The sequence below is a fragment of the Natronorubrum marinum genome (assembly GCF_052040125.1).
Taxonomy (GTDB): domain Archaea; phylum Halobacteriota; class Halobacteria; order Halobacteriales; family Natrialbaceae; genus Natronorubrum.
In genome coordinates this window covers 198,510-210,798 of sequence record NZ_JBPPFV010000001.1, presented here as the reverse complement: position 1 = coordinate 210,798, position 12,289 = coordinate 198,510, and the positions used below count along the sequence as shown (strand labels likewise).

Sequence of the window (12,289 nt, the reverse complement as noted above, 5' to 3'; positions counted from 1 at the left end):
CCCGCTCGACGCTCCGCTGCCGCACCTCGAGGCGGTCGCTTCGCGCGTCGCTCCGTCCGTCGCGTCGGTAGCCGGGTGCCGGTCGTCGTCCGAGTACACCGCGGCGATCGATCGACGCTCCGACGGATCGGTACCGGTTCATATCGCTACTACGGTGTCGACGGGTAAATGCGTACCACTGGTCCGATACCCGGAGGGAGTTCGCCGGACCGTCTCGACCGGATTCATCGAACCGTCGAACGGGATCGTCGCTCCCCACCGTCGACCGCTACTCGTCGGGGAAGATACTCTGCGGGAGGTACGCGGAGACGACCCAGTTCGGGGCGTTGACGGCTTCGTTGATCTTCAGGTCGACGACCGCCGAACACAGGATGTAGGCCTCGCTCCGGTCGAGTCCGCGTTCCTCCTGGAGATGGTCGATCATGGACCGAACGGCCGCCCTGCTCGCCTCCATCAGGTCGTCGGCGATCCCCGTCGTCCCGTACATCGGTTCGTCTCGACCGGTCGGGGTGAACGGACCCGTGGTCTCGAACTGCGGTTGCTCGATGGATAGGTCGGATCGCAGGTCGAACCGGCAGGTGACGCTCATCGGCGCCTCGATCCCGGTCCCACAGACTTCGCCGTCCCCCTGTGCGGCGTGGCAGTCGCCGACGCTGAACAGCGCGTCGTCGACCGCGACGGGGAGGTAGACCGTCGACCCCGCCGTCAGCTGTTTGATATCCATGTTCCCGCCGACCGACCGCGGCGGGAACGTCTCGTGGCTGCCGTCCTCGTCGAGGGCGACGCCGACGACGCCGGGGAACGGATCCAGCGGGACCTCGATCCCGTCGACGAACTGTGCGACGCCGTCCTCGAGGTCCCAGACGTGGAGGTCCGGTTCGGGGAACTCGTCCGACAGGAGCCCGAGCTCCGCTTCGCCCGGAAGGACCACCGAGTGGCCCCAGCCCTCGTGTTCGAGGTCGAGCAGTTCGACCTCGAGGACGTCGCCCGGCTGGGCACCCTCGACCGCGACGGGTCCGGTCAGCGCGTGGACGCGGCTGACGTCGAGGTCGGCGAGGTCGGCGACTGTCGAGTCGGGACCAATCTGTCCGTCGGTCGAGTCTCTGCACGTAAATTGGACGACATCGCCGGGTTCGACCGTCCGTACCGGCTCGAGACTGTTGTCCCACATGCTGTGAACGGTATCGTCGTCGGCATCGATCTCGTGATCCACTGAAGCGCTCTCGTTCGACATTCGTTCTCATTCTCAGCGCGAGACGGGATAAAACAGTCTCCGATCCGATCGTCCGTCCGCGGTCGCCCCTGAGGCTCACCGTAGCCGAACGGTGGCCAGCCCGAGGATCGCCGCAGCGGCGACGAACTGGATCGCAGTCGTCGGGTACACCATCGCGACGACGCCGAGCGCGCCCGCGACAGCGCGGACGAGCCACCGGCCCCGTCGCGGCCGCGAAATCGGTGCGTTAGCCGCGTAGACGACGGCGAGCGCGCCGATCAGTGTGAGCACGCCCGTAGCGAGGCTCTCGAGCGACGGCGACGGCGAGACGAGTTCGGGGTGGGAGACGACCGCGAACGGCAGGACGTACACCGGCGCGAGCAGTCGCATCGCAGTCAGCGAGACGGACCGGGTATCCACCGAACCGGCTCGAGCGGTCCGCGCCGCGGCGGCGGCGACCGGCGGCGCGACGCCGGCCGCGACGGCCGCGTAGAGCGTGGCGAAGAATGCGGACAGGTTCGACGCCGGCCCGGCCCCGACGACGGCGAGCGTTCCGACGAGCGCGGCGCCCACGGTCGTCGGAAGGCCGGCGGTCCCGACGGCGGCGACGATCAGCGCGACGCCGACGACGGCCAGCGGCCACCGCTCGAGCGGTGTGTCGTAGGTCGAGAGCAGTTCCATTGCCTCGACGGCCATCAGGAGGTCGATGACGACAGCAATCGCGGCGACGGCGATGACGACGGGAGCGAGCACCAGCGCCCCCAGCCGAAGCCCGCGGGCGGTGTCGCCGACCGCGTCCTCGAGCGCGGCGACCGGTCGGCGATGCCGCGTGTCCGTTATTCGCTCGCGGGTCGCGCTCCGGACGACGGGGACGAGGAGTCCGAGAGCGACCAGCAGGAGAACCGACCACACCAGCATCTGGGTTATCGAAACGGCGACGTCGCCGTAGTACAGGCCGACGAACGCGACCAGCGGGAGGCCGAATCGAAGTCCGTCGATCACGAGCGCTCGACGCGGACGGGTCGAGTCCGCGTTCCGATTCGCTTCGGCTCCGTCGACCGATCGACTCGAGTCGGTCGCCGTCGCTCGCCGATCCACGTCGAACGGGACGTATCGGAGCGCGACGAGGAAACAGCCCACGGCGATTCCTGCTGGGAGCAGCCCCGCGACGACGACGTCCGCAAGCGTGAGGTCCGGGACGAGCGACGTGACGAGGAAGCCAGCGACGAAGACGGTCGGCGGCAGCACCTGGCCGATCGTCGACGCGGCCGCTTCGATCCCGGCGGCGTCTCGGTCGCTCAGTCCCAGCTCCGACAGCGCCGGCACCGACCGCGACCGCAGCAGGTCGGCGTTCGCCAGGTACGAGCCGCTGACCGAGGCGAGCAGCGCCGAGCCGACCGCCCACGTCCGAACGGTCCCGAGTCGAGACGACGCGGCGGCGGCGATCGATCGGAGCGTCTCGACGCCACCGTAGCCGACCACGAGCGCCGCGTACAACACGAGGAGCGCGATCTGGAGTCCGGTCGTCTGGACGAACCGGCCGTGGACGCCGCCGTCGATCGCGACAGTCAGCGCCAACTGCTCGACCGCGAGTCCCTCGTGTCCGAGCGGTTCGGGCAGGCCGACCCCGAGGAGGGCGTACGCGAGCGCGAGACCGACCAGTCCGGCGGGGACGGGGCCGAACTCTCGCCACGCGAAGAACCACACGAGGCCGAGGAGGGCGACGGCCGCGACCGTCGCGCTCAGCGGCAGTTCGGCTCCATAGGCGAGCTCGATCTGATTTCGATAGACGTACAGCGACCCGAGGAGGGCGACGCCCGCGGCGACGGCCAATGCCCTCGCTTCCCGGTGGTCACCGGCCGCATACGCGCGGCGACACGAGTCGATGGCGTAGAACGTGAGGACGCCCCCGAGGAAGAGGACCGCGAACTCCATCCGTGGGAACGTCCCGTCTCGACCGACGGGAACCAGTTCCGGGTGGGACGCATACAGCAGTAGCGCCCAGAAACAGCCGGCCGCGACGGTCACCGCGAGCGTTCCGATCGATCGCTCGCCGTTCCGACTCGCGGAGCCCGCGTACTCGGGTTCGCTCGAGGCGGTCACGATCGGTCGTCCCCCGTTCCCGTCGCGGACAGTGAGCAGACCGGACGCCTCGATTGACATCGGATCGGGTTCCGCTTCTCAACCATCATGCCAAACTTTTATTATTACAAATATATAAAATTTTCCCAAATTATATTGTGTTATGTTGGCCTAGTGTGCCTATTCGACCTCTTCTACGAGATAGGGAACTACGATCGGAATTTTTCAAAAATATCGTGTAGTCTATCGGCTATCGACGGTCGTTGATCGGACCAGTTGCTTCAGGCCGCTTCCTCGAGTTCGGGGACGTCAGCGCTTTCGTTCTCGAAGAACGCGAGGCCGTGAATGCGGCTGTCGGGTGTCAGTTCGGGGTGGAACGCGGTTCCGACGACCGATCCCTGTGTGACCGCGACGGGACGGCCGTCCCACGATGCGAGCACCGTCGCATCGCCGTCGCCGACGTCGTCGATAGCCGGCGCGCGGATGAACACCGCCGGATACGGCTCGTCGTCGGCCAGCCCGTCGACCGCGAGCGGAGCCTCGAAGCTGTCTCGCTGACGGCCGAAGGCGTTGCGTTCGACGCTCACGTCGATCAGTCCGAGCTCGGCGACTCGGTCGTCCCCCGCGTCGCTCGAGGCGACGATCAGGCCGGCGCAGGTCGCGAGTAGCGGTTTACCGGCGTCGACGTGCGCGCGAATTTCGGGGGCAATCCCCTCGCTGTGGAGGAGTCGGGAGATAGTCGTCGACTCGCCACCGGGCATCGCGAGCAGGTCGCAGTCGGGGACGATTCCCGAGTCGCGGATCTCGCGGACGGTGACCTCGCGGTCGTGGGCCTGCGCCGCGCGTTCGATGGCGGCCGCGTGTTCCTCGACGTCGCCCTGGACGGCGACGACGCCAGCGGTCAGTGACATGCCCCGCCCTATGGATGGGGGCGCCAAAAAGGTCGCGACCCCGGCTACGGCTCGGCGACGAGGCGAATAGTGATCCCATCGGGATCAGCGATCTCGAAGCCCTCGTCGCGGTCGGCGACTGAAACGCCGCCGACCTCGAGTCGCCGACGGACCGTCTCGAGCGCGTCGCTCGAGGGCACGACGAGTTCGAACCACGCGAGTCCGCGGTGATTCGCCGTCGTCGGAGTCGATCGCCGGTGCCAGGTGTTCAACCCTAAGTGGTGGTGGTAGCCGCCCGCGGCGAGAAACAGTGCCGACGGTGCCGCATCCATCACGTCGAATCCCAGGGTGTCAGCGTAGAACTCGCGGGCGCGCTCGAGCGACGATACCTCGAGGTGGACGTGCCCGAGTACGGTCCCCGCTGGGGCGGTCGCCGCCGGATCGTCGTTCGCAGCCGCTGCGAGCGATTCGAGGTCGAGCGGCCACGAGCCGATCTGGAAGGTTCCGTCGTCGTCGTGCGGCCAGTCTTCTCGGGGCCGGTCGCGGTAGATCTCGACACCGTTGCCCTCCGGGTCGGTACAGTAGAGCGCCTCGCTGACGCCGTGGTCGGACGCCCCGGTAAGCTCCCAGCCGTCGCGAATCCGCGCGAGCGCGTCACCCAACGCCGCGCGAGTCGGTACTCTGAACGCGTTGTGGAAGAGGCCGGTCGCATCCCGGGGACGCGGCGCTGCGTCCGCCTCGTGTCGGCTCTCGAGCAACGGCGTGTCGTCGACGCCGAGCGTCGTCGGCCCGTCTCGAGAGCGTTCCTCGAGTCCGACGACATCCCGGTAGAAGTCGACTACCGCCGACTCGTCACCGACGGTCAGTGCCGTCCGGCCGAGTCGGGTCGAGTCCGGAAGAAGGCCGATAGAGTCGGTCATACACTCGATACGAACCGTTAGCATATATGCGGCTTGACTGTACTCGTACCGCCAACGGCGATACCGACAGAACAGTCGCTATTCGTGTCCGTCGATCGGATGTGAAAATGCGGGCCAGTTGGTTACGCGACGAACGTCAGCAGCTGAACCAGCACGCCGATCATGACGCCGGTCGCGATGACCGTTTTGGGATCGATCTTGATCGAGTTCGAGTCCTCCGAGTCGAAGTACCGAACGAGTCCGGCGCTGGACATCAGTCCGCCAGTGTTCTGTCCTTTATCCATACCCGATACTACGAGCGGACGGAACTAAATCTTTCGTCCCTAGAGAGGGTCGTGTTTCGTTTGTAGCACTGTGCCAGACGGCGAAGGCTTGGAGCCACGATTCTGCGGTTGATGGTCTGACGTGACTCAAGTAGTTTGAGATCGAAGAGGTGCGTTATTTTACCTCTCAAGTGATACGTTCAACAGCGTTCCAATTTGCATGTGTTTCGTATCGAAATCGGAGCCCATGTCGGCGGAGTGCTGTCTGAAGGTGCTGTGTTCCGTCAACGAGAAATACAGCGTCTTCGACATCGTGTTTCTCGGTTAATTCTCGCAGAAAGCGTTCAGTCAATGCGGTTGTGGCCGTTTGAAACAGCCGTATATGGTGAATTATATTCGTTTCAGGATCGACTGCAGCGTACAGCCAATACTGATGATCATCGATTCGAATCGCGGTTTCGTAGAGCGCAACGTGATTCGGAGTCGCGTCAGTTACTGGCTGTAGATCGGCTTTCCGTACCCAATCGTGAACAGCATTGCGCGATCGCTCGACACCGAACTTCTCGAGTTCTCGAACAGTATTCGAAAGCGATAATCCAGCAAGATGGAACCGAATACCGAGATCCATCAGCCGACGCGGTGTCCGTTCTCGCTCCACAAAACTCAAATCAATCTAGTCGCTACAACCGTTGAGACGGTTGATTTTTGCCGTAGACCAGCACAAAATCGTACCGCCTCACTTTTCACCCTCACCTAAATACGGGCCTAAAGAGAGCGACCATGACGATTCTCGCCAGCGCGCCTCGGCCGTCGATTCGTTCGTCAGAGTTGTCTTCGATGTCGGACTGTCGTCCGAGACACCAGGACGTAATTCGTTAGTAAACGTCTATCGCGTTTCTATACGGGAGTTAATCATAGTTGATATGTTATTTCTCGATCGCGGTATGTGTGCGATTTCTCGAGGCACCATCAACTCGTAGCTACGCCGTGTTCGTGTCCCAGGCGCTCAGTAGCGTCGCTTCCCCGTGAAACTCGAAATATATTTCAAAACTTAGTCTGAAGAATTATAGTTATAGAGTATTAAATAAGGCATAATTATAGTAGTGGGTCGCTTTTCGCCACATGTTATTTTGAATAGTACGGTTTGGGCTACTGTTGAAACGTAACTAGTCGATATAGCGTACTGAGCATGTCGGAACATCTGGGCATATAGGTAGTAATAAAACTTAAAGGGGTTTGTGATACTGCGGAACAGTCTCCCGCGGAGAACCCACTATTCGATTCGGTCTCCGACAACACTTTCGATGGAACTGAATCCGTGATCACTGATCTCTCGCGAAAATCGGAGAGAACTGTTCAACCGCATTCAGTCGGGTATCGGTTTCGGGCCGGCTCCGTTCCTCACTCGACCACAGAATATTACGAATGTACGTCTGTAAATCATTGCTGCGGACCGGTCCACTATCTCCACTCATCCGGCATAGCACCACCTATTCCGAGCAGGTCGAAACTCCCCGTCAATCGAAAATTGGCTCGAGGGACGGCTTCTATGGGTGATTCCCCAGATTCAGGTCGTATTCGACGTGGAACGTGTTCCGGTTCTCCCGGAACTACGTTAAGAGGCGTTGACGTGGCCCTTGGGAGCACGTACTGGTAAAACAGTCGGAGTATTCCCTCGTATAGCCACGTTCGCGGTCTCGAGCGGGATATCAACTTCCGTTCCGAACGAACGACAGGCCAATAATATGGTGTTAATATAATATATCCAATGGAAGGAGATCCGACTCTTTCGAAACAGCCGTTTCCGTCATCGTTCCACGTTAGCATAGCACATTCACGAAAACCTCTACTTTCTAGCCTCTCACCGGAGTATGACCGAGGGTCGGACGTGGTCATCTTCGGTTCCCGTGCCGTCGACAACGAATCGGTTCGCCGTCTGTTCGAAAATCTATCCGGGAGAGTCGAAACACTTCTGTGGGTGGCGATAGTGGTCGGTCAGTATGGGACGGACATCGAACCGGTCGGTCGAACGGGCGTTCGCACTCGTCGACGAACTCGCAGAGAACGGTGGGGGGCGAGTCTCGGAACTCGCTAAGCGCGTCGATATGCCGGTGAGTACGGCTCACGATCACCTGCAGACGCTCGTCGAAACGGGCTACGTACGAATGGAGGGCAAGGAGTACCAGACGACGACGCGGTTTCTGGAGGTCGGTCACCGGCAGCGACACCGACTGGAGGTGTTCAAAGCCGTTCGCGACGAACTCGAGACCGTCGCCGAGGAGACCGATGAACACGCGACGCTTTTTATCGAGGAGGCGGATCAGGCCGTCATCCTCGCCGTCCAGGAGGGGTCAGACGCAGTCAACCTGTTCGCGTATCCGGGAGCGCGAATGCCGATGCACGCGGTGGCCCCGGGGAAGGCGATGCTCGCCTCCATGCCGACCGACCGCGTCGAATCGATCATCGATCGACAGGGGCTCGTCGAACTAACCTCCCGGACGATCTCCGATCCCGATATCCTGTTCGAGCAACTCGAGACGATCCGCGAACGGGGGTACGCGGTCGACGAGGGCGAGCGGATCGCGGGCATGGTCTGTATCGCCGCACCGATCTTCGACAAGAGCGATCGGGTGCGGGGGGCGATCTGCGTCTGCGGACCCCAGAGCCGGATCGACGAGAGACGCCGGGATGAAATCGCGGACGTCGTCCAGCGGGCGGCGAACGTGACGCAGGTGAACTTGGATTACGTGTGACGGCACCGCGAGAGCTATTGGCGATTCGATGTCGTTCGATTACGAGTCCGAAACCGGCGCGAGCGCCTTGATCGTTCCCTCGGCCAGATCGTCCGCGGCCTGCTCCGGGATCGTCAGCAGCGGCCGATCGATCGCGTTTTCGTCGACGAGTTCGCGAAGCTGTTCGCGGGCGTCCGACGGCGTCCCGGCGACACCCAGGTCGTGGACCATCTCGTCCGTCACGAGCCCGGCGGCCTCCCCGCGGTCGCCGGCTCCCCACGCCTCGGCGATGCGGTCCGCACGATCCGGGAACCGGGTTCCGACCGCGTTCCGGTAGCCGTCCGCGCTGCCGGCGTAGTAGGCGATGTGTCCGCGAACGGCGTCGTAGGCCTCCTCGGCGTCGTCGCTCACGGCGGCGGGGACGTACGGCGCGATCGTGATCTCGTCCGGATCGCGCCCCGCCTCTCGTGCGGTCTCCTCGACGACCTCGAACGCCTCGTCGAGCGCCGAGAACGGGATGTTGTGCGGCATCCAGCCGTCACAGAGCCGGCCGACGACCCGTCGATTCGCCGGGCCGAGCGCCGCGTGATAGATCGGCACGTCCCTGTCGATGGGCGGGACGCCGTTTACCTCGAGCAGTTCGCCCTCGTAGTCGACGGACTCCTCGCCCGTCAGGATCTCCTGTACGATTTCGATGGTCTCGTGCGAGCGGCGAACGGGGCGTTCGAACGGCATGCCGTGGACGTTTTCGACAGCCGTCGGCGTGCTCGTTCCGACGCCGAAGGATGCCCGTCCGTCCGAGACGTCGTCGAGCGTCGCCGCCGTCATGGCGAGCACGGCCGGCGTCCGCGAGAAGACGTTCACGATCGCCGTGCCGATCTCGACGCTGTCAGTGCGAGCGGCGATCTCCGAGAGTTTGACAACGGAACTCGTCCCCCAGAGTTCGCCCATCCAGACGGAGTCGTACCCCTGCGCTTCGGCGTCGATCGCGAGGTCGGTCGGGTCGTGTGCGCCAGTTCGCGGGATTACCAGGCCGAGATGCATACCCCCCTATTTGCGACTCGGTCCCATAAATCATTCCGCGGCGCGGATTCGTCACCGGCCGACGAACTCTGGATCGCCGTCGCCGAAGAAGGCGTCGAGCCCTCGCGCGTAGTCTACCGTCCGCGTCGCGCCCGCGATGGTGTCCGCCTCCGCGGACAGTTGGGACTCGAGACTCCGCTCGTAGCTATCGGTCAGCAGCCGCGTCGTCGCTCCGAGGGCCTGAGTCGGGCCGGAGGCGATCTCTGCGGCGACGGTCTCGAGTCGCTCCTCGAACTCGTCGCTGGGGACGGCTTCGGTCGCGAGCCCCATTTCGACGGCCTCCTCGGGCGCGATCGGCTCATCTCGGAGGACGATCTCCTTCGCGGTTCGAAGCCCGACGAGTCGCGGCAGGAAGAAGGTGGATCCGCCGTCACCGGTCAGTCCGATTCCCGGATAGGCGAATGTGAGGGTCGCGCCGTCGCCGAGGACGACCAGGTCGGGCATGAGCGCGAGGCTGAAGCCGATTCCGGCCGCGACGCCGTCGATACCCCCGACGACCGGCGTCTCAGTCCGGTGGAACTGGATGATCGCCTCGTGGGCGCGGCCGGCCAGTTCGCGGAGCAGCGGTGCGTCGGACTCGTCGCCCGAAAACTGGGAGAGGTCGGCGCCCGCACCGAAGAAGTCGCCCTCGTGGGTTAGCACGATACACCGAACGTCCGGATCTTCGCCCAGCGTCGTCGCCGCCGAGACCAGTTCGTTCGCCATCTCGAGGGTCAGCGCGTTCCGGCCGGCCGCGCTGTCGAGCGTCACCGTCGCCACGCCGTCGGTCCGATCGACGAGCAGGTTGTCGTAATCGTCCATGTGTGCGGCCGGTTCGACACAATTCCGGTTAACGATTCCGTTCACCCGGCGCTCACCGTCCGAGCCACCTTCTCGCACCTCGCTCGAGGTTCCACATTCGGGACGTATCCGACGGCTGTCGAATCACACACTTTAGTAGCAGCCTCGAGAAGAGGGAGGTAATGACGCTGACAGACGAACAGGAGCTCATTCGGAACACGGTACAGGAGTTCGTCGAGAACGAGGTCGGAGTCGACGTCGACGAGGCGGACGCGAGCCAGGCGTTCCCAGAGGACGTCTGGGACGGCCTCGCTGAACTCGATCTCACGGGGCTGACTGTCCCCGAGGAGTACGGCGGACTCGAGGTCGACACGCTCACGTACAGCATCGTCAACGAGGAGCTCGCGTACGGCCACCTCGCCGTCGCGACGGCGCTCTCGGTCCACTGTCTCGCGACCTCCTGCATCCGGCAGTTCGGTTCGGAGGCACACCGCGAGGAGTGGCTCCCGGAGATGGTGTCGGGCCGGCCGGTCGGCGCGTTCGCGCTGTCGGAGCCCCACGCCGGCTCGAACCCCGCCGAACTGTCGACCGAAGCCCGCCTCGACTCCGCCGAGGAGACCTCGGCTGATCCTCGAGAAGCCGAGGCTTCTCGAGAGGACGACGAGTACGTGATCAACGGCAAGAAGCAGTGGATCACGAACGGCGAGCGCGCGGGCGTCGTCATCCTCTTCGCCAAAACTGACCGCGACGATCCCGGGACCGTCACCCAGTTCCTCGTCCCGAAGGACGTCGAGGGGCTCGAGGTCGGCAAGAAGGAGGACAAACTCGGCCTGCGCGCGAGCGACACGACGACGCTCATCTTCGACGACGTTCGCATTCCGGCCGAGAACCGCCTGACGGAGGTCGGGGAGGGGCTCAGCTCCGCGTTCTCGATTCTCACCGGCGGTCGGGTCGCGATCGCGAGTCAGGCGGTCGGCGTCGCACAGGCGGCGCTCGACGACTCGATCACCTACGCGCACGACCGCGAGCAGTTCGGCAAGCCGATCGTCGAACACCAGGCGATCGGGCACAAACTCGCCGACATGCAGACGGACGTGCAGGCGGCCCGCCTGCTCACCCGCGACGCGGCGCGCCAGAACGAGGGTGGCGTCGCACCGAAGGCGGCCGCGATGGCGAAGTACTTCGCCAGCGAAACGGCGGTGGACGTGGCGAGCGAGGCGGTCCAGATCCACGGCGGCTACGGCTACACGAAGGACTTCGACGTCGAGCGCTACTACCGCGACGCCAAGATCACGACGATCTACGAGGGCACCTCCGAGATCCAGAAGAAGATCATCGCCCGGCACCTGAAGCGGTAGGTTCTCGGTCGGCGATTCGGACTCGAGCGAACGAGCCTAGTCGTACTCGTAGAAGCCAACGCCGGTCTTCTTCCCGAGATCCCCCGCTTCAACCTTCCGCTTGAGGAGGTAGGCGGGCTTGTAGCGGTCGCCGAGTTCCTCGTATAGCGTCTCGGTCGCGTGCAGGCAGATGTCCAGCCCGATGTGGTCCGCGAGCGTCAGCGGCCCCATCGGAACGTTCGTACCGAGTTCCATGCCCGCGTCGATGTCCTCCTTCGTGGCGACGCCCTCGTCGAACGCGCGGATCCCCTCGTTGATCCACGGCATCAGAATGCGGTTCGTGACGAAGCCGGGCTTGTCGTCTGCCTCCCAGGTCGTCTTCTCGAGATCCTCGGAAAACTCGTGGGCGAACGCGACGATCTCCGGGTCGGTCTTCTCGCCGACGACGACCTCGACGCCCTCCATGATCGGCACGGGGTTCATGAAGTGCAGCCCGACCACGCGCTCCGGCGCGTCCAGGTCGCCCGCGATCGAGGTGATCGAAAGCGTGCTCGTGTTCGTCGCGAGCACGCAGTCTTCGTCACAGACCTCCTCGAGGTCCGCGAAGATGTCCCGCTTCACGTCGAGCTTCTCGAGCGCCGCCTCGACCACGATATCACAGTCGGCGAGGTCGTCGAGACTCGTCGTGCCGTCGATTCGCTCCCGGATGGTGTCGGGCTCCTCCTGCAGGGAGTCGCGTCCCTCGAGACGCCCGAGGCTGTCGTCGATCGTCTCGAAGCCGCTCTCGACGAACTCCTGTTCGATGTCCCGCATCACGACGTCGTAGCCGTGCGTGGCGGCGACCTGTGCGATACCGCTGCCCATCGTTCCCGCGCCGACGACGCCGACGCGGTCGATCGTTTTGTCGACCATCGAGAGAAGGTGTTTCGACCACGCTGATAAGTGTAGCGCCTCGAGCGACGGTTGTTCCGTGCGCCGAGGCGCTGTCG

Annotated in this window: 10 protein-coding genes and 1 pseudogene; 2 read left to right on the top strand and 9 right to left on the bottom strand. The window is 63.9% G+C overall.

Going from position 1 to position 12,289, the window contains the following annotated elements; all coding sequences use genetic code 11:
• Window positions 1–268: 268 nt before the first annotated feature.
• From ACSFC5_RS01115 to ACSFC5_RS01090, 6 genes and pseudogenes are all read right to left on the bottom strand, one after another.
• Window positions 269–1,234 carry an acetamidase/formamidase family protein gene (locus ACSFC5_RS01115; protein ID WP_440763427.1) on the bottom strand — a complete coding sequence of 322 codons (966 nt, stop codon included), beginning with the start codon at window positions 1,232–1,234 and terminating at the stop codon, window positions 269–271.
• 75 nt (window positions 1,235–1,309) lie between these two features.
• Window positions 1,310–3,376, bottom strand: a complete 2,067-nt coding sequence (locus ACSFC5_RS01110) for a TRAP transporter large permease subunit (protein ID WP_440763426.1) — start codon at window positions 3,374–3,376, stop codon at window positions 1,310–1,312.
• Between the two features lie 200 nt (window positions 3,377–3,576).
• Window positions 3,577–4,206: a pyridoxal 5'-phosphate synthase glutaminase subunit PdxT gene (gene pdxT / locus ACSFC5_RS01105; RefSeq protein WP_440763425.1), complete on the bottom strand. Its 630-nt coding sequence runs from the start codon at window positions 4,204–4,206 to the stop codon at window positions 3,577–3,579.
• A gap of 44 nt (window positions 4,207–4,250) precedes the next feature.
• Window positions 4,251–5,105 carry a VOC family protein gene (locus ACSFC5_RS01100; protein WP_440763424.1) on the bottom strand — a complete coding sequence of 285 codons (855 nt, stop codon included), beginning with the start codon at window positions 5,103–5,105 and terminating at the stop codon, window positions 4,251–4,253.
• A gap of 122 nt (window positions 5,106–5,227) precedes the next feature.
• A complete protein-coding gene (locus tag ACSFC5_RS01095) occupies window positions 5,228–5,389 on the bottom strand; it encodes a preprotein translocase subunit Sec61beta (RefSeq protein ID WP_440763423.1) in 162 nt (53 codons plus the stop codon).
• 58 nt (window positions 5,390–5,447) lie between these two features.
• A pseudogene (locus ACSFC5_RS01090) lies at window positions 5,448–6,041 on the bottom strand (IS6 family transposase); the annotation flags it as partial.
• 1,327 nt (window positions 6,042–7,368) lie between these two features.
• On the opposite strand from ACSFC5_RS01090, the gene ACSFC5_RS01085 reads away from it, so the two are divergent.
• A complete protein-coding gene (locus ACSFC5_RS01085; protein ID WP_440763422.1) occupies window positions 7,369–8,121 on the top strand; it encodes an IclR family transcriptional regulator in 753 nt (250 codons plus the stop codon).
• A gap of 39 nt (window positions 8,122–8,160) precedes the next feature.
• On the opposite strand, the gene ACSFC5_RS01080 is transcribed toward ACSFC5_RS01085, so the two are convergent.
• Window positions 8,161–9,144 (bottom strand): LLM class flavin-dependent oxidoreductase, encoded by a 984-nt coding sequence (locus ACSFC5_RS01080; RefSeq protein ID WP_440763421.1) that lies wholly within the window; start codon window positions 9,142–9,144, stop codon window positions 8,161–8,163.
• A gap of 51 nt (window positions 9,145–9,195) precedes the next feature.
• Entirely contained in the window at window positions 9,196–9,984 is a 789-nt protein-coding gene (locus ACSFC5_RS01075) for an enoyl-CoA hydratase/isomerase family protein (protein ID WP_440763420.1), read from the bottom strand.
• A gap of 161 nt (window positions 9,985–10,145) precedes the next feature.
• Between ACSFC5_RS01075 and ACSFC5_RS01070 the strand changes: the two genes are divergently transcribed.
• Complete coding sequence (locus ACSFC5_RS01070) at window positions 10,146–11,321, top strand: acyl-CoA dehydrogenase family protein (protein WP_440763419.1); 1,176 nt, start codon at window positions 10,146–10,148, stop codon at window positions 11,319–11,321.
• A 36-nt stretch (window positions 11,322–11,357) separates the two neighbouring features.
• Here the strand turns inward: ACSFC5_RS01070 and ACSFC5_RS01065 are convergent, their stop codons facing one another.
• Window positions 11,358–12,212, bottom strand: a complete 855-nt coding sequence (locus ACSFC5_RS01065) for a 3-hydroxyacyl-CoA dehydrogenase family protein (protein ID WP_440763418.1) — start codon at window positions 12,210–12,212, stop codon at window positions 11,358–11,360.
• Window positions 12,213–12,289 lie beyond the last annotated feature (77 nt).

Coding starts and splice junctions, on each gene's coding strand:
- ACSFC5_RS01115 (WP_440763427.1), bottom strand. CDS start 1,234: ATGTCGAACGAGAGCGCTTCAGTGGATCACGAGATCGATGCCGACGAC.
- ACSFC5_RS01110 (WP_440763426.1), bottom strand. CDS start 3,376: ATGTCAATCGAGGCGTCCGGTCTGCTCACTGTCCGCGACGGGAACGGG.
- pdxT (WP_440763425.1), bottom strand. CDS start 4,206: ATGTCACTGACCGCTGGCGTCGTCGCCGTCCAGGGCGACGTCGAGGAA.
- ACSFC5_RS01100 (WP_440763424.1), bottom strand. CDS start 5,105: ATGACCGACTCTATCGGCCTTCTTCCGGACTCGACCCGACTCGGCCGG.
- ACSFC5_RS01095 (WP_440763423.1), bottom strand. CDS start 5,389: ATGGATAAAGGACAGAACACTGGCGGACTGATGTCCAGCGCCGGACTC.
- ACSFC5_RS01085 (WP_440763422.1), top strand. CDS start 7,369: ATGGGACGGACATCGAACCGGTCGGTCGAACGGGCGTTCGCACTCGTC.
- ACSFC5_RS01080 (WP_440763421.1), bottom strand. CDS start 9,144: ATGCATCTCGGCCTGGTAATCCCGCGAACTGGCGCACACGACCCGACC.
- ACSFC5_RS01075 (WP_440763420.1), bottom strand. CDS start 9,984: ATGGACGATTACGACAACCTGCTCGTCGATCGGACCGACGGCGTGGCG.
- ACSFC5_RS01070 (WP_440763419.1), top strand. CDS start 10,146: ATGACGCTGACAGACGAACAGGAGCTCATTCGGAACACGGTACAGGAG.
- ACSFC5_RS01065 (WP_440763418.1), bottom strand. CDS start 12,212: ATGGTCGACAAAACGATCGACCGCGTCGGCGTCGTCGGCGCGGGAACG.